Raw genomic sequence first — 22,183 nt, forward strand, 5'->3', positions numbered from 1 at the left:
CCACACGGGGGGTGAAAAGGCCGGAACCAAAAAATATTTGGCACTGACATTCATCGACACACTATTGAGTTCTCAAAGAACACACGCACACACATTCAATCCGAATTACTTCGGACCTTCAGTGAGGCAACTTTTCCAGCTTAGCTCATTCGCTCACCCGATCAAAATCGGGCTCCCGATCGAGCCAGTGTGATCGCCAGGCGCTCCTCGTCCTACCTCGTTTCCCGGTCCTTCCGCTCGGCGTCTCCGCCTCGCTTCTCGGCTCCGGGTCGGTGTCCGTGTCGCTCTGACTTGGAATAAGTTACGCGGCGGATAACGCTTCGTCAAATCGCCTGACCAGCGCGCTTTTTCGCAGGTCAGCGGCGTGCGCGCGGCGAAACTCCGGCGCGAATGACACAAGTGTGATTCAGACCACGACAAGATCGATTGGCAGCGCTTCTACGACAATGCGCCCGTCGGCGATCAGCCACCCAGCGGAGCGCGGCGCGGAATGACTTTGCGATACGTGATCCGCCAGCCGACGGGTTCTCGCACCACCACGTCCTCATACGTAACGCTTCCGCAGCGACCATCGGCGGCGATCCCGATTCCCTTCGACAACACCTGTGCGCGGTCGGCCTCACTTTCGGTGACGATCACATTCGTGACGTGATGGCCGACCGGATTCGCGTCGCCGAGCGCGAGGGCCGCGTCACGCACAGCGGCGATGCCGCGCAATTCGCCGTATCCCATGGCGGTCAGGTCGTAGACGACCTCCGCGCTGAACAGCTCGTCCATGCGGTCCAGTTCGCCCGCATCGATGATGTGGCCGTGCCGGGCGATGAGGTCGGTGATATCGAGGCGGTCTTCCACTGAGAGCGTCATGCGCAGCACCGTAGTGCCGCTTCCCGCATCGGGCAGCCGAGTATCCGCACGCCGCGGCGGCCTTCGCTCAGCCAGGCTTGTCCGCCGCACGAAGCAGTTTGGCGCCGAGCCGAGCGAGCAGGTCTTTCATCTCGACGGGTTCGACGACCTCGAAGTCCAGGTCGAGGTGCGCGATGCGGAGGGCGGTCCACTCCAGCGAATCCGCGGAGGTGCGCAAGAGACAGGTCCGCTCGTCCAGCGGTTCGACTTCCTCCGCGCGAACGCGGAACATCTCGGCCAGCACGGCGGCGCGGGCATGCACCCGCAGCACCACGGGACGAACCGGTCTGGAGCGCGCCAACTGGCTGGTCACGAAGCTCGCCGCGTCGGCGGTGGGCAGCGCGCGAGGTGCGCAGCGTATTCCGATCGGCCGCGGTGACGTCACACGGTCCACGCGGAAAGTGCGCCAATCGGCGCGGTCGACATCCCAGGCGACCAGGTACCAGCGCCGACCCGCCGAGACCAGACTGTGCGGTTCGGCGAGGCGGCTGCTTTCCGTATCGGTCTTGTCGCGGTATCGGAAGCGGATCCGCTCGCTGTCGCGCGCGGCGGCGGCCAGGACGACCAACACCTCGGGATCGATCATCGGACCGGCGGCGGGCCCGCCGAGCGAGACGGTGGTGGCGTCTATCGCGTCGACTCGGCGGCGCAAGCGCGACGGCAGGACCTGCTGCAGCTTCACCAAGGCGCGAGCAGCCGATTCCTCGATACCCGCGACCGCGCCCTGCGCCGCGCCGCGCAGTCCCAGCGTGATCGCGACCGCTTCCTCGTCGTCGAGCAGCAGCGGCGGCAGGGCCGCGCCCGCTTCCAGGCGGTAACCGCCGATCGCGCCGAGGCTCGCGACCACCGGATACTCCAGCTCGCGCAGACGCTCCACGTCCCGGCGCACCGTCCGCACCGTGACGCCGAGCCGCGCGGCCAGTTCGGGACCGCTCCATTCGCGGCGGGTCTGCAACAGCGACAGCAGCTGGAGCAGTCGCTCGGCGGTCCGGGTCACGTACTCGAGTATGGCCGCGAAGGAGGACAGAAACCGACCTCATCGCTGCCTAGCGTGAGGTCCGTGCATGCAGATCGAGACACCATCAGGATCGTCGGGGCTCGCGAGAACAATCTGCGCGATGTCTCGCTGACGATTCCCAAAGGCAAGATCGTGGTCTTCACCGGCGTCTCCGGTTCGGGCAAGTCGTCGATCGTCTTCGGGACCGTGGCGGTCGAATCGCAGCGGCAGCTCAACGAGACCTTCACCTGGTTCATCCGCAATCGGCTGCCCAAATACGAGCGTCCGGAGGCGGACGCGATCGACAACCTGGCGCCCGCCGTCGTCGTCGATCAGAAGCCGATCGGCGGCAATTCCCGTTCCACGGTCGGGACCATGACCGACATCCACTCCGTCATCCGCGTCCTGTTCTCCCGGCACAGCGCGCCGAGCGCGGGCGAGGCCACGCGCTATTCGTTCAACGATCCGCTGGGCATGTGTCCCGCGTGTGGCGGTCTCGGCAATGTGGTGCGGCCGGATCTGGGCAAGCTCATCGACCGCGGCAAATCGCTCAACGAGGGCGCCATCACCTTCGGGCCCTTCGCGGTCGGAACGTTCCAATGGCAGCTCTACGCCGAGTCGGGGCTCTTCGATCCGGACAAGCCGCTGCGGGACTTCACTACCGAGGAATGGCAATTGTTCCTACATGGCAAGGGTTTCCGGGTGCCGCGCAAGAATCGGAACGGTTCGGCGGGAAACAACGCGTACGAAGGCCTGTTGGAGCGGTTCGACCGCCTCTACATCAAGCGTGATCTCACCGCGTTGTCGGACAAGAATCGCGAAGCCGCCCGCGCGGTGGTGACCGAGGAGGTCTGCCCGGACTGCGGGGGCGCACGGCTCAACGCCGCCGCGCTGGCGAGCCGGATCGATGGCCTCGGCATCGCCGACTACGGAAGGCTGGAGATCACCGACCTCATCGAGGTGCTCGACCGCCTGGACGATCCGGTGGCTCGGCCGATCGCCCAGGCCGCCGTCGCCCGGTTGCGCCGGATCGAGGAGGTCGGGCTCGGCTACCTGTCGCTCGATCGGGAAACCGCCACTTTGTCCGGCGGCGAGGCGCAGCGCCTGAAGGTCGTCCGGCATCTCGGCTCCAGCCTCACCGGCATGACCTATATCTTCGACGAGCCCAGCGTCGGCATGCATCCCCGGGATGTGGGCCGGCTGAACACTCTGCTGAGCCGGCTGCGGGACAAAGGGAACACGGTGCTGGTGGTGGAGCACTCCCCCGATGTCATCGCCGTCGCCGACCATGTGGTCGACATGGGGCCGGGCGCCGGTTCCCGCGGCGGGCAGGTGGTGTTCCAGGGCACCGTCGATCGCTTGCGGCGTGCGGAGACGCCGACCGGTGCGGGCCTGCGCCGGGTGCGGCGGGTGAAGGAGGACGTCCGCGAGCCGGCGGGATGGCTCACCGTCGCCGATGCCGACGCCTACAACCTGAAGAACCTCACCGTACGGTTTCCGACGGGTGTGCTCACTGCGGTGACCGGCGTGGCGGGCTCCGGGAAGAGCACGCTGGTGTCCGGCGCGTTCGTCGCGGCGCATCCGCAGGTCATCGCGGTGGACCAGGCCGCGATCGCCGCCTCCCGGCGCTCCAGCCCCGCCACCTATCTCGGCATCATGGATCCGCTGCGTCAGCTGTTCGCCAAGCGGCACGGTGTCCGACCGGGCTTGTTCAGCTTCAATTCCGACGGCGCGTGCGGCGAATGCGACGGCGCCGGAGTGATCTTCACCGACCTGGCGTACATGGATCCGGTCACCACGATCTGCCAGGCCTGCCACGGACGCCGATACCGTCCGGAGGCGCTCGCTTACGAGATTCGCGGGGCGTCCATCGCCGACGTGCTGGAGATGCCCGCGGCGGAAGCGCTGGACTTCTGGGCCGCGGACGGGGACCGGCGGATCGGCACGCCGTTGCGGTCGCTGCTCGACGTCGGTCTCGGGTATCTCACCCTCGGCCGGTCGTTGTCCTCGCTGTCCGGTGGCGAACGCCAGCGCGTCAAGCTGGCCGATCACCTCCACCGTCGCGCCGAAGCCGCTGTCTACGTGCTGGACGAGCCGACCACGGGGCTGCACATGGCCGATGTCGACGCGCTGGTCGGGCTGCTGGACCGGCTGGTCGACGCGGGCAACACGGTGATCGTCATCGAGCACGACCTGGACGTCGTCGCTCGGGCCGACTGGGTGATCGACCTCGGACCCGACGGCGGAAAGCACGGGGGCGAACTCGTTTTCGCCGGGACACCGGCGGACTTGCTGGCGGACGACCGGTCGCTGACCGCGGAATACCTGCGGCGCAGTGTCGTTGCCCGATGATTCCGCCACCGAGGACGTGATCGCGGCATCATGAATCCATGGCGACACGGGAGGTGGTCCGGGCGGGAGCTTTCGCGCGGATCTACGATCCGAGCGCCGGGGAGTCGGAGGCCTGGTACATCAACGATCACACATTCGTTCGCGACGCTGCCGGAAGGTGGCACCTTTTCGGGATCACCCACCTCGAGCCGGCGGATCCGTTCGACGAGATCGAGTTCGCTCACGCCACCGCCGACCGGCTGCACGGTGCGTGGACCAAGCATGCCTCCGCGTTGCGGGTGGACCGGGACTACGGGGAGACGCATCTGTGGGCGCCTTATGTGCTCGGCGCTCACGGCCGGTACTACATGTTCTACGCCGCGGGCGGCGCCGACCGCACCGCCGCGGCGATGAATCTGGCGACCTCGCCCGACCTCTTCCACTGGACCAGATCGGCGGAGGGCCCGCTGTTCCGCGACGGCTACGACGCTCGCGATCCCATGGTGGTGCGCGTCGGCGAACAATGGGTGATGTACTACTGCGCGACCAGCGCCCCGGCGGGTGGTCACCATGTCGTCGCCTACCGCACCAGCGCCGACCTCCTGCACTGGGGCGATCGGCACATCGCGTACACGGACCCGGCCAAAGGCACCGAGGCGGGCAACACCGAATCGCCTTACGTCCTCCGGTACGGGGGATGGTGGTACTTGTTCATCGGTCCGCGCCCGCATTACGTCGGCACCGACGTCTTCCGCAGTGACAATCCTTTCCATTTCCGCATCGGCGACAAGGTCGGACACATCGCGGCGCACGCCGCCGAGGTGGTCGACGAGGACGGCCGCTGGTGGATCACCAGTGCGGGGTGGGGACAGGGCGGGGTACATCTGGCCCCGCTCGGCTTCCCGCAGTCGCGGGTCGTCAAAACGGTTCCGCGCTAAGCGGTCAGAAGCACCGGACCGAGCGCTATTTCGGCGAAACGCGTCTCCGCGCGCGGTCGCGGCTGGTATCTCTTGAGCGAGTCGAACTCTCCGATCACCCACCTACGGGAGGGACCGGCATGGCCCGTATCGGCATCATCAGCATCTCCGATGGCCGCGACTATGTGCATGCGGGCATCGCCGATTTCATCGCCTCCACCGAGGACCGGCTGGTAGCCGCGCTCGCGGACGCGGGCCACGATGTGGTCCGTGGCGCGGCGCCGATCAGCGACAACGCGTCGGCCGGTGCGGTGGCGCGCGCGGTCGCCGCGGCGGGCGTCGATCTCACCGTCCTGCATTACGCGGTCTGGGCGTTCCCGCATTTCACCATGCTGGCGGCGGGCGCGATTCCGGGGCCGCTGCTGTTGCTGTCGAATATCGACCCGGTCCAGCCGGGAATGGTGGGCATGCTCGCCGCCGGAGGTGCGCTGGATCAGATCGGACGTCGGCACAGCAGGCTGTGGGGCGATCCGTCCGATCCCGAACTCATCGACGCGATCGGCGTGCGCGCGCGGGCCGCGGCAGCCGTGGCGAGCCTGCGCGGTTCGACGTTCGGGCGCTTCGGTGGGCGGCCGATGGGCATGAACACCGCGGTCGCCAACACCGATCAGTGGCAGCGCCTGTTCGGCATCGACGTCGAGGAAATCGATCAGTGGGAGATCGTGCGGCGCGCGGAACTGGCCGACGCGGGCGAGGCGAAGGCCGCGCGCGAGTGGCTGGAGCGCAACACCGCGGGCGTGTACTACGACGGCGCCAAGCTCACCCCGCAACTGCTGGAACGTCAGATCCGCTCGTACCTGGCGGTGCGCGAGCTGATCGACGAGTGGCGCCTGGATTTCTCGGGGATCAAGGGGCAGCCCGAGCTCACCCAGTATTTCGCCACCATGGACGTCACCGAGGCCTTCCTCAACGATCCCTACGACTGGAACGGACCGAAGGAGCCGCACGTCTGCGCGACCGAGGCGGACATGGACGGCGCGCTGACCATGCAGCTGCTCAAAGGGATCGCGGGCACCCCGGTGCTGTTCGCCGACGTCCGGCACTATCACGCCGATCGGGACATCTGGGATCTCTGCAATTCCGGCCAGCACGCCACCTGGTTCGCCGCCCGTAGCGACGATCCGGCGGAGAACCTGGCGAAGGTGCACCTGTACCCGGAGGTGTTCTTCTTTCCCGCGGGCGGCGCCTCGGTGCATCATCTGGCCGCACCGGGCCGGATGACTCTCGCCCGGCTCACCCGGCTCGACGGCGACTACCGCATGCAGCTGATGCTCGGCGAATTCGAGGAATACGACGAGCAGACCAACGAAGCCCTGATGAAGCAGTCGACCCGGGAATGGCCGCACGCGTTCGCCCGGCTGGACGCGCGCGCCGAGGATTTCCTGAACCGCTTCGGCGCCAACCACATTCACGCGGTGCCCGGCGACCACCGAGAAGCCGTGCGCGCGACGTGCGAATTGCTCGACGTCACGGTGGACGAGTTCACGCGGTGACGATGTTTCTCGGTATCGACATCGGGACCTCGAGTTCGAAGGGCGTGCTCACCGACGCGCGCGGCACGGTCATCGCCAGGGCCGAGCGGGCGCATGAGGTATCCATGCCGCACCCCGGCTGGGTCGAGCACGACGCGGAGAAGGTGTGGTGGGCGGATTTTCTCGCACTCGCCCGTGAGCTGGTGGCGGCGGCCGGCGGCGCCGCGCTCGAGGGACTCGCGGTGTCCGGCATCGGCCCGTGCCTGTTGCCCGCCGACGCGAAGGGCAGGCCGTTGCGCCCGGCCATCCTCTACGGCGTCGACACCAGGGCGAGCGTCGAGATAGCGGAATTGAACGACGAATTCGGCGCGCGGGCCGTGCTCGACCGCGCCGGATCGCCGCTGACCAGCCAGGCTGTCGGCCCGAAAGCCCGGTGGCTGGCCCGGCACGAGCCGGATGTCGCCGCACGCACCGCGATGCTGCTGATGGCGAGTTCTTTCCTGGTGCACCGGCTCACCGGCCGGTACGTGCTGGACCACCAATCGGCCAGTCAGTGCGTGCCCCTCTACGACCTGCGCGAACGTGCCTGGGCGAGCGACTGGGCCGAGCGGATCGTGCCGGGCTGGCGGCTGCCGGAGCTGGCCTGGCCCACCGAGATCGTGGGCCGGGTGAGCGCGGACGCGGCGGCCGCGACCGGACTTCCGTCGGGGCTGCCCGTCACCACCGGGACCATCGATGCCTGGGCCGAGGCGGCCAGCGTCGGCGTCCGCGCTCCGGGCGACGCGATGATCATGTACGGCACCACCATGTTCCTGGTGCAGGTGCTCACCGACCCGCGCCCACATCCCGGCCTCTGGGGCACCTGCGGCACCTGGCCGGGCACGTATACCCTCGCCGCGGGCATGGCCACCTCCGGCGCGGTCACCGACTGGCTGCGCAAGCTCGTGGGTGGCGAGTTCACCGACTTGGTCGCCGCGGCAGCGGAGGTGCCCGCGGGGAGCAGGGGGTTGCTCGCGCTGCCCTATTTCGCCGGGGAACGCACGCCCTTGTTCGATCCGGACGCGCGCGGCATCGTCGCGGGATTGACCCTCGGGCACGGACGGACCGAGCTCTACCGCGCGGTTCTGGAAGGCATCGCCTACGGAGTGCGCCACAACCTCGAGGCCATGACCGAAGCAGGCGGGCAGGCGGGACGTCTGGTCGCGGTGGGCGGCGGCACCAGAGGCGGGCTGTGGACCCGAATCGTCTCCGATGTCACCGGGCTGCCGCAGCAATTGCCCGCCGACACCGTCGGGGCGAGTCTCGGCGACGCCCTGCTCGCGGCCGAGGCCGCCGGGATCGACACCTCCGGGTGGAATCCCGTCGTCGACACCGTGCGACCGCAGCCCGAAAGTGTCGCGATCTACGACGAGTACTACCGGCACTACCGCGATCTGTACGATCGGACGACGAATATCGCGCATTTCCTCGCGGCCGAACAGCACCGCGCCGGGGCGGCTTCCTGATCGCGAATATCCGTGCGACGATGCACAGTTGCTCCGCGGAACGATACGAGGATGTCATGCCCACGATCACCTTGACCCAGGACAATTTCGACTCCGTCGTCACGTCGCATCCGATCGTGCTGGTGGACTGGTGGGCCGGTTGGTGTGGGCCGTGCCAGTATTTCGCTCCGGTGTACGAAGCGTCGTCGCAGCGGCATCCGCAGATCGTGCACGGCAAGGTCGACACCGAAGCCGAGGTCGCGTTGACCGCTGCCGCCCAGGTGACGCAGTACCCGACGGTGATGGCGTTCCGGGACGGCCTGCTCGTCTACTCCGCCGCGGGCGCACTCGCCTCGGACGCGCTGGAAGACCTTGTGCAGCAGATCCTCTGGCTGGACATGGACCAGTTCCGCCGGGAACTCGCCCAGCAGAGCGACACCCGGCAGTTGGCCGCGACCGGCGGGGCCGCCACGGCGCACCGGGCCGGGCTCGCGCCGACCGCACCCCGTTACGGGTGGCCGGGACTGTGACCGCGCCGGGCGGTGAACTGTGGCGGCTGGACGGCACGCGAACGCGGTCGGTCAGCGCCGAGAATCCGACGGGGGCGCCCGGCGCGGGCGCGCGGGCGACCGAGGGCACCGGAGCGCACGCGGCACGGCTGCTCGGGGCGGGGTGGAAGATCTCCCCCTCGATCGCGCTCGCCCACGGCGAAACCGCCACGCTGGCCGACGTATCCGGTCCCGGCGTTTTCCGGCACTTCTGGTTGACCACCGAGCGTTCCGTCCTTCGCGGGCTGACGCTGCGGATGACCTGGGACGACGCGGCACGGCCCGCGATCTCCTCGCCCCTCGGCGACTTCTTCTGCAACGGATGGGGCGAGACCGCCCTGCTGAGTTCGGAGATGGTGGTCGTCGCGCCAGCGGGTGGATTGAACAGCTACTGGCCCATGCCGTTTCGGCACCGCGCTCGCATCACGCTCGAAAACCACTGCGGCCGCGAGGTTCCGGTGTACTACCAGGCGACTTACACCGAAGAGGACGTACCGGACGAAGCGGGGTATCTGCACACCCGGTGGACGCGGACCACCGGCCTGGGGAACCCTGCCGTCCACACCGTGCTCGACACGGTGCCGGGGCCGGGCCGCTACGTCGGCACCTACCTCGCCATCCGCCCGGGCGCGCCGGGATGGTGGGGCGAGGGCGAGGTCAAGTTCTTCCTCGACGGGGACACCGAGCATCCGACCATTTGCGGGACGGGCACCGAAGACTATTTCGGCGGCGCCTGGAATTTCGATCTCGACGGGACATACCGGACATATTCCACGCCTTATCTCGGGCTGCATCAAGTGCTGCCGCCGGAGGAAATCTATCGAGCGGATCAGCGCTTCGGCATGTATCGCTGGCATGTGCGCGATCCGATCTGTTTCGACCGCGAACTGCGCGTCACCGTCCAAGCCCTCGGATGGCAGGACGCCGAGACCTATCTCCCGCTGGAGGACGCCGACGTGGCGACCACCGCCTGGTGGTATCAGGCTTGAGCGGAGTCGTCCGCATCCGGTGGGAGCTCCGACGCCAGCAGTTCGTCGGCGCGCGCCAGCGCCGCGTCCATGCCCGCGGTGAGATCGTCCATCACGGTCAGGCCGTCCAGCAGTCCGGTGAGTTCGTCCTGCACGGCGCGCAGCTCGGCGATCGCCGGGTCGACGGGGAACCACGCGACCGAGTCGCGCCACCACGGATCGTCGCAGAGCCATGCCCACAGCACAGCACGCACCAGCACCGGGTCGGAGGTGTACATCTGGAACGACTCGGTCGCCGACCCGGCCCGGTGCTCCAGCTCGTAGACGCCGTCGGGCAGCAACCTGGCCCGGATCTCGTGCAGGTCGGCACGGCTGAGTTCGAGCACGGCGTCTTCCGGCCCGGCCGGTTCGCCGAGCAGGTCGCCGAGCGCTTCCTCGGTCAGCTCCGGCAGCTGCGTCCCGTCTCCTGTGCGGATGCGCACGTCGGTGGGGTCGATGCTCATCGCGACAGTCTGCCCGATACGGCGGCGGAATACCCGAAAGGCTCCGGTGCCGGGCGGCGAGGGGCAAGGTGGTCGGTATGGGTGTGCTCCAGACGATCGGACGATTCGCCGGATCGCGCGACGGGCTCGTCCTCGAAATGCGACCGGTTTCCGCCGAGGTGTCGATCCGCCCGCGTCCGCTGTGCGACGGGGGCGGTGTCGGCGACGCGAGCGGGCTTCGATCGGGGCAGGCGCCATGACGACCGTGGCGGGAGTCGACAGTTCCACCCAGGCGTGCAAGGTCGTGGTCTGCGACGCCGACAGCGGTGAGATTCTCGCTCAGGGGCGGGCCACGCACCCCGAGGGGACCGAGGTCGCCCCGGCCGCGTGGTGGCACGCGCTACAGACGGCGAGTGCGGGATTGCTCGACGACGTCGACGCGGTAGCCGTCGCGGGGCAGCAACAGGGCTTGGTCCCATTGGACGCGGCGGGTGTCCCGGTGCGGGACGCGCTGCTGTGGAACGACGTCCGCTCCGCCGACGCGGCGAAGGAACTGATCGCCGACCTGGGCGGCCCGCGGGCGTGGGCCGATGCGGTCGGCAACGTACCGGTGGCAGGCCTGACCGTCGCCAAACTGCGCTGGCTGGCCGACCACGAGCCGGAACTCGCCGACAACACCGCCCACGTCGTGCTGCCACACGACTACTTGACCTGGCGGCTACGGGGCGGCGGACCGGGACACATGCTCGAACCGACCACCGATCGGGGCGATGCTTCCGGCACCGGCTATTGGTCACCAGCCGACGGAGACTATCGCGAAGATCTGCTCGCCATGGCTTTTCGTGGGCGCCACCCGGGCCTGCCCCGGGTCCTCGGCCCGGACCAGTCCGCCGGGCACACACCTTCGGGCGCACTGGTCGCCGCCGGAACGGGAGACAACGCCGGGGCCGCGCTCGGCTTGGGCATCACTGATGGCGATGTGGTGGTCTCCCTCGGCACCAGCGGAACGGCATACGCTCGCACCGACCGTCCGGCCGCCGACGCGACCGGCGCGGTGTCCGGTTTCGCGGACGCCACCGGCGCGTTCCTGCCGCTGGTCTGCACGCTCAACGCCGCCCGCATCCTCACTTCGACCGCCGATCTGCTCGGCGTGGATCTGCCGACGCTGGAATCGCTGGCCGCGCAGGAGCCGCCGGGCGCGGACGGCGTGGTCATGCTGCCCTACCTCGCCGGTGAACGCACGCCCAACCTGCCGCACGCCGCGGGCAGCCTGCACGGGTTGCGGCCGGAGGCGATGCGCCCCGGCACAGTGGCCCGCGCCGCCTTCGAGGCTCTGCTGTGTCATCTCGCCGACGCGCTCGACCACCTCACCGAGATCGGCGGGGTCTCGCCGCGGCGCGTGCTGCTCATCGGCGGCGCGGCGCGCTCCCGGCTGGTGGCGGCCATCGCCGCGCAGGTCTTCGGCGTCACGGTGACGGTGCCGGAACCGGCCGAGTACGTGGCGCTCGGCGCTGCCAGGCAAGCGGCATGGGCGCTCAGCGGCACGTCCCGGCCGCCGTCCTGGCCCGCATGCTCGGTCGCGGAGATTCCGCCACCGGCCGACACCGCGACCGGACGGGACATCCGGGCCGCGTATCGGAGGACCCGCCAGGCGCTGTACGGCTGACCACTGTCTTCACCGCAGTCCCTGCGTGCGCAGCGAATCCGGAAGCGCCCTGTTTCCGCTCTGCGGGTAGCCGATTTTCGTCGCCGGGTGGCGCCTCGACGGCCGGAGGGGTTGGATCACCTCGTCGAAGAGAGGTGGACGAATGACCGATACCCAGGTGCGAAGGGCGGTGACGGCGGAACGAGCCGAACTCGCCGAACTCCTGGCCGGACTGGACGCCGAGGGCTGGGACTCGCCGACCCTCTGCGCGGGCTGGCGGGTACGCGAAGTGGTCGCGCACATCACCATGCCGTATCGCCTGTCGAGCGCGCGCCTGGCGGTGGGGATGGTCGCGGCGTTCGGGAACTTCAACCGCTTGGCCGACCGCACCGCCCGGATGGACGCCGCCACGCTGAGCACCTCGGATCTGCTGAAATCACTGTGGGACAACGTCGATCACCCCTGGCGCCCGCCGGGCGGCGGGCTCTCCAACGCGTTGAGCCACGATGTGATCCACGGGCTGGACATCACCGTTGCCCTGGGCCTGGACCGCTTGGTGCCCGAGGACCGGATGCGCTTGGTGCTGGACACGATCGACCCCAGGACCGTCAAGCTGTTCGGCGCCGAACTCGGCGGCATCGAACTGCGCGCCGACGACCTGGACTTCAGCTACGGGTCCGGGACGGTGCTGTCGGGGCGCGCCCAGGACCTGCTGCTCGTCCTCTGCGGCCGCAAACTGCCCGCCGGACACCTCACCGGCGAGCCCGCGGAGCGATTCACCGCACGCGACTGACCCGACGCCCGTCGCTCACCGGCCGGTTTCGGCGCACGCACGCAGGTAGGCAGCCGTTTCGTCGTCGGCGGGGAAGTACGCTTCGACCGCGACCTCGTCGAGCGTGATGTCGAATGCCGCGCCGAAGGTCGTGATCGTGCTGAAGAACGCGAGTTCCGTGTCGCGGTGGCGCAGTCGGATCGGCAGCAGGATGTCCGCGATGTCACTGTCCGCGCCGCCCGGCGAGCCGTAGGAGCGCAGTTCCTCGTGCAGCGCGGCCAGTTCGGGATCTCCGGTCGCCATCACCTGGCGCGCCAGGCGGGGCAGCAGGAAAGCGCGGACCTGCTCGAGGTTGCGCAGCCGGGAGGCGAAGCCCGCCGGGTGCAGGCCGAGCCGCATCATGTTGATCGGCGGTTCGAGCAGTCGCGGATCCACACCGTCGAAGAACACGCCCACACAGTCGTTGGCCTGCACCAGATTCCAGCGCCGGTCCACCGCCAGCGCCGGATACGGTTCGTGCAGCCGCAGTACCCGCTGCACCGCGTCGCGGGCGCGCCGCAGCGCGGGGTCGTTCCAGTCACTGCGCCGGAACTCGGGAGCGTGTCCGGCGGCGATCAGCGCGCGATTGCGTTCGCGAAGCGGAATGTCGAGCTGTTCGGCCAGGTGCAGCACCATGGCTCGGCTGGGCGTCGTGCGGCCGGTCTCGACGAAACTGACATGCCGGGCGGACACGTCGGCCTGGATGGCCAGGTCCAGCTGGCTCAGCTTCCGCCGGTGCCGCCACTCTCGCAGCAGCTCTCCGACCGGTCGATCACCGTTCATCGGCCCAGTATCACGACGCCCGGGTCACGCCCGCCATTACATGGCGGGTAATCGACACCCCGGTTCGCGCGCTGCCAGTCTCGTCGGCATGACGAACGACAGCGCGGCAGCGCGCAACAGGGAACTGCTCCTGAACGGCTTCACGGAGTTCGCGGCGGGCAACGTCGACGTGCTGCGCACTCTGCTGCACGACGACTTCCTCGAGCACAGCCCCGGAAATCCCTCCGGGAAGGACGCTTTCATCGAGTTCATCGCCCAGGCACCGGTGGCCGGGTCGAAGCTGGAGCTGGCGCGGGTGATCGCCGACGACGAATACGTGGCCATGCACTACCGCATGATCCCGCCGGGCGACGAAGAGCCCGACCTGGCTGTGGTCGACATCTGGCGGGTGGCCGACGGAAAGATCGTGGAGCACTGGGATGTCGTGCAAACGGTGCCCGAGCCCGCGCAGATACCGCACGGCATGTTCTGACCGGGAAAATTCGGTTCTCCGGCGACGGTTTCGCCGGAGCCTGACCGTCACCTGCCGTGCAGCGCCCGCATCCGATCGGGTACCGGGGCTCGAGTACCCGATCGGATCGTCGGTGGTACGCGCGTGATACGCGCACCAGCCGCGACCTGCCATCGCGCCACGAGTCGGTCAGCGCGAGAGCGGGTGCCAGATGGTCACCGCCGGGCCGAGCGTCCGGCAGCGCGCAGGATCGCGGCGAATGCCGCCGCCTGCGCGGAATCGGCTCGGCCGCAGGACCAACCGAGGTGTTCGCCGCTGCGGTATTCCAGGTAAGCGATGGCGCCCTCGTCTCGGTCCGTCGCCTGCTGGGTCAGGCCGAGCACCTCGATGCGATACCCCGCCTCGGCCAGTGCCTCGGTGAGCGCCGCGACCGGGCCGCCGCCGCGCCGCGTACGGTGGGTGACGCCGTCGACGATCAGCGTGATCTCGGTGTCCGCTTCGGCGCCGGCGCCGCTGGTGCGCCAGTCCTTCACGGCCAGCCCCGACGGGTCGTCGCAGTAGATCGCCTCGAACAGGTCACGCAGTTCGGCGGCGCCGATCTCGACGCCGGTGTCGTCGGCGAGCGCTTGCACGTGCCCGGCGAAATCGATCTGCAGGCGTCGTGGCAGGTCCATGCCGTATTCGGTGTGCAGCAGGTAGGCGATGCCACCCTTGCCGGATTGGGAATTGACCCGGATCACCGCGTCGTAGCTGCGGCCGAGGTCGGCGGGATCGATGGGCAGATACGGCACGTGCCAGTCGGCCGCGCGCTCGGGAATGCCCGTCGTGGCGGCCCGGGTGCGATGCTCGGCCATGCCCTTCTTGATCGCGTCCTGATGAGTCCCGGAGAACGCGGTGTGCACCAGATCGCCCACATACGGGTGTCTTTCGTGGATCGGCATACGCGTGCAATATTCGACGGTTCGCCGGATCTCGTCGATGTCGGAGAAGTCGATCATCGGATCGACGCCCTGCGCGTGCAGATTCAGCGCCAGCGTGGCGATGTCGACGTTGCCGGTACGCTCACCGTTGCCGAAGACGCAGCCCTCGACGCGTTGCGCGCCCGCGAGTACCGCCAGTTCGGCACACGCGACGCCGGTGCCGCGATCGTTGTGCGGGTGCACCGACAGGATGACGCTGTCGCGGCGAGCCAGATTGCGGTGCATGTATTCGATCTGGTCGGCGTAGACGTTCGGGGTGGCGACTTCGACGGTGGCGGGCAGGTTCAGGATGACCGGACGCCGCGGTGTGGCGTCCCACAATGTCGTCATCCGGTCGCAGATCTCGAGGACGTAGTCGGGCTCGGTCAGGTTGAACACCTCGGGCGAGAACTCGAACCGCACGTTCGGCAGGTCCCCGGCGCAGTCCAGCACTGCGCGCCCGCCGTCGAGGATCAGCTCGCGCAGCGCCGTGCGGTCCTTGCGGAGCACGATGTCCCGCCACGCGGGAGCCGTCGCGGTGTACATGTGGATCACGACGTCGTTGGGGATGCCGCGGACCGATGCGACGGTGCGCTCGATGAGATCGCGCCGCGCCGGGGTGAAGACGGCGATCGTCACGTCCTCGGGCGCGAGATCCTCCTCGGCGATGAGCCGAACGAAGTCGAAGTCGGTCTGGGACGCCGACGGGTAGCCGACCTCGATCTCCTTGTAGCCCATGGCGAACAGGAGCTCGAAGAAGCGTCGTTTGCGCGCCGGGTCCATCGGCTCGGCGAGTGCCTGATTGCCGTCGCGCAGATCGACCGGCACCCACAGAGGCGCCTGCGTGAGCCGGGCGTCGGGCCATTTCCGTTGCGTGAGCGGTACTTCCACGCGTCGGTGGATGTCACGATAGCGGTGCGACGGCATTTGCGAGCGCCGCTGGCGATTCCACGCCGGAGCCTGATCGGGCACCTGCCCCGCAGGCGTGTGGATGGTGGGGAATGCGGTGGTCATGGGTCTGCTTCCTGGCCATTGCGGCCGTCACGACAAGGGTGACCGGCCACGACGAAGCCCCACGGCGGGCGGCCGGTCGTTCAGGCCCCGCCGTGGCGGCTAAGCAGAAGCATGGTGCGCATGATGGCTAGACTGTACACGACTCCTCAGACAAGTAGAGAGGTAGTGAATGATCTACCAGGTACGGCGCCATCCACTGGCCGCGCAGGCGGCCGAAGTGCTGCTCGTCCGCATCCAGGCGGGCGAATGGCCGCTGGGTCACCGCCTGCCCGGTGAGACCACCCTGGCCGCACAGCTCGGCGTCGGACGCTCGACGCTGCGGGAGGCGATCCGCGAGCTGGCCGGTAAAGGCGTCCTGGACAGCAGGCAGGGCGCGGGCGTTTTCGTGACCGCGCTCGAGGCGACCGAGGAATGGGACGCCGTGTTGCGCCGCGCCACCATCGCCTCGGTGATCGAGGCGCGCATCGCCATCGAGGCCGAGGCCGCCGCACTGGCCGCCCAGCGGCGCACCCCCGCCGACCTGCGCATGATCCGCCGGGCCCTGGCCGCGCGCGAAGCACACGGCGAGCCGGTGGCCGAGCACGTAGACGCCGATATGGCGTTCCACCGGGCGGTCATCGTGGCCGCCCACAACGACGTACTGACCCAGTTGTTCGACACCTTCCTGCCCCGGTTGCGGCTGGCGATGATCGACATGTTGAAGATCCGCCCGGTGCCGTCGGAGCCCGTGGATCACGCCGCGCATCAGCGGCTGGCCGACGCCATCGCCGCCCGCGACCCGGCCGCCGCGGCGGAGTACAGCCGCGCCCACCTGACCACTCTGAAAGAGGCTTTCACGTGACCGAACCGGTGCTGGAACTGACCGACGTGACCTTCCGCCGCGAGGGCAAGAAGATCATCGGCGGGATTTCGCTGACCGTGCGCGCCGGCGAACGCTGGGCGCTGCTCGGTCCGAACGGCGCGGGAAAGAGCACCCTGCTCGGCTTCTGCGGCGCGGTCACCTTCCCCACGTCGGGTTCGGTCCGTGTGCTCGGCGCTGAACTCGGCCGCGTCGAATTGCAGCAGCTGCGCCGCGGCATCGGCCAGGTGAACCCACGCCACCCGTTGCGGTCTCCGCTGACCATCCGCGAGGTCGTGTTGACCGGCCTGACCGCGACGATCGACACCCCCATGCGCTGGACACCGACAGCCGACCAGCTCGACCGAGCCGACGCGATGATCGACACCGTGGGCCTGACCGGCAAGGCGACGGAGATCTGGCCCACGCTGAGCCAGGGCGAGCGCGGCCGCACGCTCATCGCCCGAGCGCTGATCGCCGAGCCACGGCTACTGCTGTTCGACGAACCGTCCACCGGCCTGGACGTCGCCGCGCGCGAGCAGTTGCTGGACACTCTCGACACCCTGGACCGTACCCACCCCGACGTCGCCTCCATCCTGGTCACCCACCACTTGGAAGAGCTGCCCAGCACGACAACCCACGCGTTGCTCATCGCGGGCGGTCACGTCGTCGCGGCGGGCCCCGCGCTGGAGACGATCACCACCGAGAACGTCACCGCCGCCTTCGCACACCCGGTGGAGGTCCGCCATGACGACGGCCGTTGGACCGCGCGAGCGGCCCGCAAAACCATCGCGTGGCCGCGGTAGGCGCTTCGGCCGGAGAAATTTCCGCCGACATGTCGATTCGGGCGGGGGTCGTTCGATGCAGTGATGTGAGGATCGACCGATCCTGACGCCACATCGACCGAGGATGCCGAGATGCGATACATGATGCTCATCCGCCTTGACCCCGACACTTCCCCGGAGCCGGACGACGCGCTGGTCGAACAGGTGGGCAAGGTGATCGAGGAGATGACCAAGGCGGGCGTGCTGCTGGACACCAACGGTCTGCACTCGATCACCGAAGCCACCAGGGTCACCCAGTCCGGCGGCAAGCAGACCGTGCTGGACGGACCGTTCACCGAATCCAAGGAGATCGTCGGCGGATACTGCATTCTGCAGGTCAAGTCGAAGGAAGAGGCGGTGGAATGGACTTCTCGTTTCCTCGCCGTACACGGACCCGAATGGGACATCGAGGTCGAGGTCCGGCAGATCGCCGAACCCGCCTGAGCGGGCACGGCGGATGAGCGGGCAGCCGTCCGTGGATTCGGCGCGACGCGCCGCCGAAGCCGTGACCCGGATGGAATGGCCCCGGTTGGTCGCCGGGCTCATCCGGGTGGTCGGCGATATCGGCGCCGCCGAGGAACTGGCGCAGGACGCGTTGGTCGCGGCGTTGGAGCAGTGGCCGCGCGACGGCGTGCCGCCGAACCCGGGCGGCTGGCTCATGCTCACCGCCAAGCACCGGGCGATCGATCGGGTGCGGCGCAACCGCACCTTCGCCCGCAAGCTGGAGCTGCTCGGTCGCGATCTCGTGACCGAGCAGCCGCCGCCCGATACGAACGACGACCTGGTCGAGGACGACCTGCTGCGAATGATGTTCACCGCCTGTCACCCGGTGCTCACCGAACCGGCCCGGGTCGCGCTCACCCTGCGGCTGCTCGGCGGGCTGACCACCGAGGAGATCGCCCGGGCGTTCGTCGTGCCGGAATCGACCGTGGCGCAACGGATCGTGCGCGCGAAACGCGCCATCGCCGACAAGCGGGTCCCCTACACGGTGCCACGCGGTGCCCAGCTGGCCGATCGGTTGGCCTCGGTGCTGGCCGTGGTCTACCTGATCTTCAACGAGGGCTACGCGGCGACGGCGGGCGAGGACTGGGTCCGCGAGGAGTTGTGCCAGGACGCGCTGCGCCTGGCTCGCATGCTCGGCGAGTTGTTGCCCGCCGAGCCGGAGACGCACGGCCTGGTCGCGCTGCTGGAGCTACAGGCTTCCCGGCTGCCCGCGCGCACCGGAACCGGCGAAGAGGTGGTGCTGCTCGACGACCAGGACCGCGCACGGTGGGATCGCCTGCTGATCCGGCGCGGGCTGGCCGCCCTCGGGCGGGCGAACAGCACGGCACGTGAGCGCGCCTTGCCGCCGGGACGGTACGCGCTGCAAGCCGCGATCGCCGCGGTGCACGCGATGGCGGCGACGCCGGAAGAGACCGATTGGCGGCGCATCGCCGGACTGTACGCCGTTCTGGCGCAACGCTTTCCCTCCCCCGTCGTGGAGCTGAATCGCGCAGTCGCGGTGAGCAAGGTGCACGGCCCCGCAGCGGGGCTGGAGCTGGTGGACGCGCTCGTCGCCGCGGGCGCCCTCACCGACTACCACCTGCGCTACGCCGTGCGCGGCGACCTGCTCGCCCAGCTGGGCCGGTATGCGCAGGCCCGCGCCGAATTCACGCGCGCGGCGGAACTGACGGGCAATACTTCCGAGCAGGCCCTCCTGCTCGACCGGGCGGTCGCCTGCGCGCAGGCCGATTGACCGCACCACGGTGGTAACGCCGCTGTAATCGCCACACCGCAAACGCGTGTGAGCATGCAACGAAATCGATTACCACCGAAGGGAATACGACTACGTGTGGCAGCTCTATCGAGCAGTACTCCGCACCGGCGACCACCGCCTGCTCGGCTACGTGGACGCGGGCCCGCGGCTCATGGAACACGCCAGGATCGGCCACCACCTCGTCCAAGGGATCGAGCGACTGCTCACCGAACCCGCTCGGGTCACCTGGGCGGGCCGGGATGCGCAACGACCACGACTAGGCGAAAACCTTTATTGCACAGCAGGTTCGGTCGCCGCACTGCGGCCGCCGGAACACGGCGCGGTCGGCCGCTATCTCCTCAATCACGACCTGCGGATCTTCGTGGACAAAGCGACCGTACTGGAGAACGAGGCCCGTCACCGCATCCACCCACTCCCCTTGCTCACCGCCGAACCCACACCGGATCCCGGCCGCACGGTGGGCGACCGCACTCTCCTCGGCTCTTGGGCACACGCCCTGATCTCGGTCCGCGACACCGTGCCGAAAGGCTATGAACAACGCAAGTTCGATTTGGTCGAACGCCTTTCGTAAACCTCACCCTTCGCTCGTGCGGATGACCTCCGGTCTCCCCCACCGCCCGGATCGCTCTACCGTCGCCGGTCGGGCACCTCGCGGCCGATGCGGCGCTACCGTTCCGGTGGTCCCGGAGAATCCGCGGGGGCCGCGCGGTATTCGGCTTCGGCGAGTTTCTTCAGCGTCAGCAGTTGCTTACGCATCATGAGCAGGTCGCCGAGGGCCAATGTCACCGCGACGAGTCTGGGCGCGCCGCAGCGTATCCGGACCAGGAGGCGGGTTCCCGTGCCTTCTGGTCGCACCGCGTAGGTGACGCACACCTTGCCCGAGACCAGCGTGATGTGCCTGCCCAGGACGAAGGAGACCAGCTCGAATTGGGACATGAACCGTTGCCCCACCGCCAGTTCGGTGAGCATCGGGTCGCGCCGGCGCGGGCTGCGTTTGCCGAAGTTGTCCAGCAGGTCGTAGCTGTACGGCGCGACGCGCAATTGGCACAGCCAGGCGTAGACGAGAGCGGGCGGCGCGTCGACGCTGATCGCTCGATCGGCCTGGAGACCGCCCGGTTGCGGGTCGTCGCACGGCAAGGGAGCCTCGCGTTCGGCTTCGGTGGCGCCCCACACCGTCCCCGGGATCATGCCGCCGCCGCGATCCTGCGCAGCATCTGACGCACCGCCAATCGGTGACCACCCGTCCCCACGACCAGCGCACGATAGATCCGGCCGTGCAGACCGGGAAAGTCGCCGTAACTACGCGCGCGGACGCGAGTCCGGCCAGGGCCCTCCTCGTCCAATTCGAAGATCAGCGCGTATTTCGAGAACCAGTGCTGGCCGCGCAGCGCCAAACGGTGTGGTTCCGCGACGGAATCGACGACGAACCCGGTGGGCGGCGACGGCTTGTGCGGGTCGCGGCAGACGACTCTCAGCATCGCTTGCCACGCCCGGTCGCGATTCGCGTCGACCGATCTGGCATGCTCGTCAATATAGGACAATCGCTCCATATAGAAGGAACGTACTAGTACATGGCGCCGCCCCGCAAGCACGACAGCGACGTGATCCTCGACGCAGCACGCGCGCTGGTCCTCGCCGAAGGGCCCCGCGCGGCCAGCGTGTCGGCCATCGCCGAGGCCAGTGGCGCTCCGGTCGGCACCCTGTATCACCGCTTCGGCAACCGCAACGGTGTGCTCACCGCGGCGTGGCTGCGCGCGCTGCGCCGTTTCCAGGACGGCACCCTCGCCGCCGCCGACCAGCCGGATCCGGTGGAGGCGGGCGTCGGGATGGTGCGCGCCGCCTTGCGGTTCGGCCGCGAACTCCCCCAGGACGCCAAGCTCCTGCTGGAGCTGCGTCCCAGCGATCTGCTCGACGGCGAGCCGGACGCCGAGTTCCGCGCGACCCTGGCCGAGATGAACGCGCCGCTGATCGAGCATCTGCGACGCATCGCGCTCGCCTTGTTCGGGAGGGACGAGGAGCGAGAGATCGATGCGGTCAGCCGCGCGATCGTCGACCTGCCCTATGCGGCGCTGCGCCGCCACGCCCACGCCGCGCAGCTGCCCGCCTGGCTGGAAGAGGACCTGGCTGCCGCCGCCCGCACCCTGCTGACTTCTTATCGGCCCTGACCTGGCGACGGCTCAGCCGGTGATCAGCCCGGGAGTGAGTTCGTCGAGGCCGGAGATGACCTTGGCGGCCAGGCCGAGCGCATCGGAAGCGGGCGGGTACTCCGGGCGCGGCGCCGCGATCACCCGCATCCCGGCCGCGTGGGCCGAGCGTAGGCCGTTGCTCGAGTCCTCGACGGCCGCACAGTCACTCGGCCGCTGACGCAGGAACGTCGCGACCGTCAGGTAGACGTCAGGCGCCGGTTTGCCGCGATCGACCTCCTCGGTGGAGAAGGTGACGGAGAAGTACTCGATCAGACCCGTCCGGCCCAGCACCGTGTCGATGAGCGCGCGCGGCGACGAACTGGCCAGCCCCAGCGGCCAGTGCTCACAGATCCGCTGCACGGCCTCGACCGCACCCGGCAGCACCGGCACGCCCTCGGCGTAGCGCTCGGACATCCGCTCTATCACCTCCCGCGCGACGGTCTCCGGGGGCTCGCCGACCCCGAGTTCGCCGCTCAGATAGGTCGACCATTCCCCGGTGCTCATCCCCATCAGCCGCTGCTGGGTGTCGGGCAGCCATCGCCCACCCTTCTCCGCGACGTAGCCACGCCGCACCAGTTCCCAGACCGGCTCGGAGTCGATCAATACGCCGTCCATGTCGAACACGACCGCGGTGATACCCATGCGCACAGAGCCTTTCGCCAGCCGAAGCGGTCAGGGATCCAGCGCGGCCGCGACGCGTATCCGGCCGCCGGAACCAGGCCGATACCACCCGGGAAAGGCGATATGCGGTCGC

General features: G+C 68.9%; 23 protein-coding genes. 15 read left to right on the forward strand and 8 right to left on the reverse strand.

Translation table 11 applies throughout. The annotated features are described in order from the left end of the window. Positions 1-462: 462 nt before the first annotated feature. Together ACWESM_RS35505 and ACWESM_RS35510 are read right to left on the reverse strand one after the other, a co-directional pair. Complete coding sequence (locus ACWESM_RS35505) at positions 463-864, reverse strand: nuclear transport factor 2 family protein (protein ID WP_364437868.1); 402 nt, start codon at positions 862-864, stop codon at positions 463-465. 67 nt (positions 865-931) lie between these two features. Beyond that, positions 932-1,900: a helix-turn-helix transcriptional regulator gene (locus tag ACWESM_RS35510; RefSeq protein ID WP_452495572.1), complete on the reverse strand. Its 969-nt coding sequence runs from the start codon at positions 1,898-1,900 to the stop codon at positions 932-934. 63 nt (positions 1,901-1,963) lie between these two features. Between ACWESM_RS35510 and ACWESM_RS35515 the strand changes: the two genes are divergently transcribed. The 6 genes from ACWESM_RS35515 (at position 1,964) to ACWESM_RS35540 (ending at position 9,701) form a co-directional block, all read left to right on the forward strand. Next, positions 1,964-4,252: an excinuclease ABC subunit UvrA gene (locus ACWESM_RS35515; RefSeq protein WP_452495574.1), complete on the forward strand. Its 2,289-nt coding sequence runs from the start codon at positions 1,964-1,966 to the stop codon at positions 4,250-4,252. 38 nt (positions 4,253-4,290) lie between these two features. Beyond that, positions 4,291-5,169: a glycoside hydrolase family protein gene (locus tag ACWESM_RS35520; protein ID WP_364437877.1), complete on the forward strand. Its 879-nt coding sequence runs from the start codon at positions 4,291-4,293 to the stop codon at positions 5,167-5,169. Between the two features lie 119 nt (positions 5,170-5,288). Further along, a complete protein-coding gene (locus ACWESM_RS35525) occupies positions 5,289-6,701 on the forward strand; it encodes an L-fucose/L-arabinose isomerase family protein (protein WP_356969569.1) in 1,413 nt (470 codons plus the stop codon). Positions 6,702-6,703: 2 nt separating this feature from the next. Further along, positions 6,704-8,185: an FGGY-family carbohydrate kinase gene (locus tag ACWESM_RS35530; protein WP_356969647.1), complete on the forward strand. Its 1,482-nt coding sequence runs from the start codon at positions 6,704-6,706 to the stop codon at positions 8,183-8,185. 56 nt (positions 8,186-8,241) lie between these two features. Then, positions 8,242-8,694 carry a thioredoxin family protein gene (locus tag ACWESM_RS35535; RefSeq protein ID WP_452495577.1) on the forward strand — a complete coding sequence of 151 codons (453 nt, stop codon included), beginning with the start codon at positions 8,242-8,244 and terminating at the stop codon, positions 8,692-8,694. Beyond that, positions 8,679-9,701 carry a glycoside hydrolase family 172 protein gene (locus tag ACWESM_RS35540; RefSeq protein WP_452495579.1) on the forward strand — a complete coding sequence of 341 codons (1,023 nt, stop codon included), beginning with the start codon at positions 8,679-8,681 and terminating at the stop codon, positions 9,699-9,701. The genes ACWESM_RS35535 and ACWESM_RS35540 overlap by 16 nt, the downstream gene beginning before the upstream one ends. Here ACWESM_RS35540 and ACWESM_RS35545 read toward each other — a convergent pair. After that, the gene (locus ACWESM_RS35545; RefSeq protein WP_364437885.1) at positions 9,692-10,183 is read right to left on the reverse strand and encodes a hypothetical protein; all 492 of its coding nucleotides are present in this window, start codon (positions 10,181-10,183) and stop codon (positions 9,692-9,694) included. The genes ACWESM_RS35540 and ACWESM_RS35545 overlap by 10 nt on opposite strands. 235 nt (positions 10,184-10,418) lie before the next feature. On the opposite strand from ACWESM_RS35545, the gene xylB reads away from it, so the two are divergent. Together xylB and ACWESM_RS35555 are read left to right on the forward strand one after the other, a co-directional pair. Next, positions 10,419-11,828 carry a xylulokinase gene (gene xylB, locus ACWESM_RS35550; protein WP_452495582.1) on the forward strand — a complete coding sequence of 470 codons (1,410 nt, stop codon included), beginning with the start codon at positions 10,419-10,421 and terminating at the stop codon, positions 11,826-11,828. A 142-nt stretch (positions 11,829-11,970) separates the two neighbouring features. Next, the gene (locus ACWESM_RS35555; protein ID WP_355078945.1) at positions 11,971-12,600 is read left to right on the forward strand and encodes a maleylpyruvate isomerase family mycothiol-dependent enzyme; all 630 of its coding nucleotides are present in this window, start codon (positions 11,971-11,973) and stop codon (positions 12,598-12,600) included. A 15-nt stretch (positions 12,601-12,615) separates the two neighbouring features. Here the strand turns inward: ACWESM_RS35555 and ACWESM_RS35560 are convergent, their stop codons facing one another. Continuing rightward, positions 12,616-13,401: a helix-turn-helix domain-containing protein gene (locus ACWESM_RS35560; protein ID WP_356969581.1), complete on the reverse strand. Its 786-nt coding sequence runs from the start codon at positions 13,399-13,401 to the stop codon at positions 12,616-12,618. An 88-nt stretch (positions 13,402-13,489) separates the two neighbouring features. Between ACWESM_RS35560 and ACWESM_RS35565 the strand changes: the two genes are divergently transcribed. Further along, complete coding sequence (locus ACWESM_RS35565) at positions 13,490-13,873, forward strand: nuclear transport factor 2 family protein (RefSeq protein ID WP_452495585.1); 384 nt, start codon at positions 13,490-13,492, stop codon at positions 13,871-13,873. A gap of 194 nt (positions 13,874-14,067) precedes the next feature. Here ACWESM_RS35565 and ACWESM_RS35570 read toward each other — a convergent pair whose 3' ends face one another. Further along, a complete protein-coding gene (locus tag ACWESM_RS35570) occupies positions 14,068-15,738 on the reverse strand; it encodes a 2-isopropylmalate synthase (RefSeq protein ID WP_452495615.1) in 1,671 nt (556 codons plus the stop codon). A gap of 256 nt (positions 15,739-15,994) precedes the next feature. On the opposite strand from ACWESM_RS35570, the gene ACWESM_RS35575 reads away from it, so the two are divergent. From ACWESM_RS35575 to ACWESM_RS35595, 5 genes are all read left to right on the forward strand, one after another. Then, the gene (locus ACWESM_RS35575) at positions 15,995-16,666 is read left to right on the forward strand and encodes a FadR/GntR family transcriptional regulator (RefSeq protein ID WP_364437898.1); all 672 of its coding nucleotides are present in this window, start codon (positions 15,995-15,997) and stop codon (positions 16,664-16,666) included. Beyond that, positions 16,663-17,469: an ABC transporter ATP-binding protein gene (locus tag ACWESM_RS35580; RefSeq protein WP_452495587.1), complete on the forward strand. Its 807-nt coding sequence runs from the start codon at positions 16,663-16,665 to the stop codon at positions 17,467-17,469. Before ACWESM_RS35575 ends, ACWESM_RS35580 begins: the two co-directional genes overlap by 4 nt. Before the next feature lie 111 nt (positions 17,470-17,580). Further along, complete coding sequence (locus tag ACWESM_RS35585; RefSeq protein ID WP_397279711.1) at positions 17,581-17,931, forward strand: YciI family protein; 351 nt, start codon at positions 17,581-17,583, stop codon at positions 17,929-17,931. A gap of 13 nt (positions 17,932-17,944) precedes the next feature. Beyond that, a complete protein-coding gene (locus ACWESM_RS35590; protein WP_452495589.1) occupies positions 17,945-19,222 on the forward strand; it encodes an RNA polymerase sigma factor in 1,278 nt (425 codons plus the stop codon). Between the two features lie 94 nt (positions 19,223-19,316). Continuing rightward, positions 19,317-19,814 carry a hypothetical protein gene (locus tag ACWESM_RS35595; RefSeq protein WP_452495591.1) on the forward strand — a complete coding sequence of 166 codons (498 nt, stop codon included), beginning with the start codon at positions 19,317-19,319 and terminating at the stop codon, positions 19,812-19,814. Between the two features lie 95 nt (positions 19,815-19,909). Here the strand turns inward: ACWESM_RS35595 and ACWESM_RS35600 are convergent, their stop codons facing one another. Beyond that, the gene (locus ACWESM_RS35600) at positions 19,910-20,431 is read right to left on the reverse strand and encodes a hypothetical protein (protein WP_452495593.1); all 522 of its coding nucleotides are present in this window, start codon (positions 20,429-20,431) and stop codon (positions 19,910-19,912) included. After that, entirely contained in the window at positions 20,428-20,721 is a 294-nt protein-coding gene (locus tag ACWESM_RS35605) for a hypothetical protein (RefSeq protein ID WP_355078929.1), read from the reverse strand. The genes ACWESM_RS35600 and ACWESM_RS35605 overlap by 4 nt, the downstream gene beginning before the upstream one ends. Positions 20,722-20,814: 93 nt before the next feature. Here ACWESM_RS35605 and ACWESM_RS35610 point away from each other — a divergent pair, with 93 nt between their 5' ends. After that, entirely contained in the window at positions 20,815-21,408 is a 594-nt protein-coding gene (locus ACWESM_RS35610; protein ID WP_355078927.1) for a TetR/AcrR family transcriptional regulator, read from the forward strand. Between the two features lie 12 nt (positions 21,409-21,420). Here the strand turns inward: ACWESM_RS35610 and ACWESM_RS35615 are convergent, their stop codons facing one another. Further along, on the reverse strand, positions 21,421-22,071 hold the full coding sequence (locus ACWESM_RS35615) for an HAD family hydrolase (protein ID WP_356969599.1): 651 nt from the start codon (positions 22,069-22,071) through the stop codon (positions 21,421-21,423). Positions 22,072-22,183 lie beyond the last annotated feature (112 nt).

It is taken from the genome of Nocardia sp. NPDC003999, from assembly GCF_053604885.1.

What these genes read in the sequence shown, in the direction of transcription:
- ACWESM_RS35610 (WP_355078927.1), top strand. Translation starts at nt 20,815, where the DNA reads ATGGCGCCGCCCCGCAAGCACGACAGCGACGTGATCCTCGACGCAGCA.
- ACWESM_RS35525 (WP_356969569.1), top strand. Translation starts at nt 5,289, where the DNA reads ATGGCCCGTATCGGCATCATCAGCATCTCCGATGGCCGCGACTATGTG.
- ACWESM_RS35555 (WP_355078945.1), top strand. Translation starts at nt 11,971, where the DNA reads ATGACCGATACCCAGGTGCGAAGGGCGGTGACGGCGGAACGAGCCGAA.
- ACWESM_RS35560 (WP_356969581.1), bottom strand. Translation starts at nt 13,401, where the DNA reads ATGAACGGTGATCGACCGGTCGGAGAGCTGCTGCGAGAGTGGCGGCAC.
- ACWESM_RS35590 (WP_452495589.1), top strand. Translation starts at nt 17,945, where the DNA reads ATGAGCGGGCAGCCGTCCGTGGATTCGGCGCGACGCGCCGCCGAAGCC.
- ACWESM_RS35535 (WP_452495577.1), top strand. Translation starts at nt 8,242, where the DNA reads ATGCCCACGATCACCTTGACCCAGGACAATTTCGACTCCGTCGTCACG.
- ACWESM_RS35585 (WP_397279711.1), top strand. Translation starts at nt 17,581, where the DNA reads ATGCGATACATGATGCTCATCCGCCTTGACCCCGACACTTCCCCGGAG.
- ACWESM_RS35600 (WP_452495593.1), bottom strand. Translation starts at nt 20,431, where the DNA reads ATGATCCCGGGGACGGTGTGGGGCGCCACCGAAGCCGAACGCGAGGCT.
- ACWESM_RS35570 (WP_452495615.1), bottom strand. Translation starts at nt 15,738, where the DNA reads ATGCCGTCGCACCGCTATCGTGACATCCACCGACGCGTGGAAGTACCG.
- ACWESM_RS35615 (WP_356969599.1), bottom strand. Translation starts at nt 22,071, where the DNA reads ATGGGTATCACCGCGGTCGTGTTCGACATGGACGGCGTATTGATCGAC.
- ACWESM_RS35575 (WP_364437898.1), top strand. Translation starts at nt 15,995, where the DNA reads ATGATCTACCAGGTACGGCGCCATCCACTGGCCGCGCAGGCGGCCGAA.
- ACWESM_RS35520 (WP_364437877.1), top strand. Translation starts at nt 4,291, where the DNA reads ATGGCGACACGGGAGGTGGTCCGGGCGGGAGCTTTCGCGCGGATCTAC.
- xylB (WP_452495582.1), top strand. Translation starts at nt 10,419, where the DNA reads ATGACGACCGTGGCGGGAGTCGACAGTTCCACCCAGGCGTGCAAGGTC.
- ACWESM_RS35565 (WP_452495585.1), top strand. Translation starts at nt 13,490, where the DNA reads ATGACGAACGACAGCGCGGCAGCGCGCAACAGGGAACTGCTCCTGAAC.
- ACWESM_RS35530 (WP_356969647.1), top strand. Translation starts at nt 6,704, where the DNA reads ATGTTTCTCGGTATCGACATCGGGACCTCGAGTTCGAAGGGCGTGCTC.
- ACWESM_RS35545 (WP_364437885.1), bottom strand. Translation starts at nt 10,183, where the DNA reads ATGAGCATCGACCCCACCGACGTGCGCATCCGCACAGGAGACGGGACG.
- ACWESM_RS35505 (WP_364437868.1), bottom strand. Translation starts at nt 864, where the DNA reads ATGACGCTCTCAGTGGAAGACCGCCTCGATATCACCGACCTCATCGCC.
- ACWESM_RS35605 (WP_355078929.1), bottom strand. Translation starts at nt 20,721, where the DNA reads ATGCTGAGAGTCGTCTGCCGCGACCCGCACAAGCCGTCGCCGCCCACC.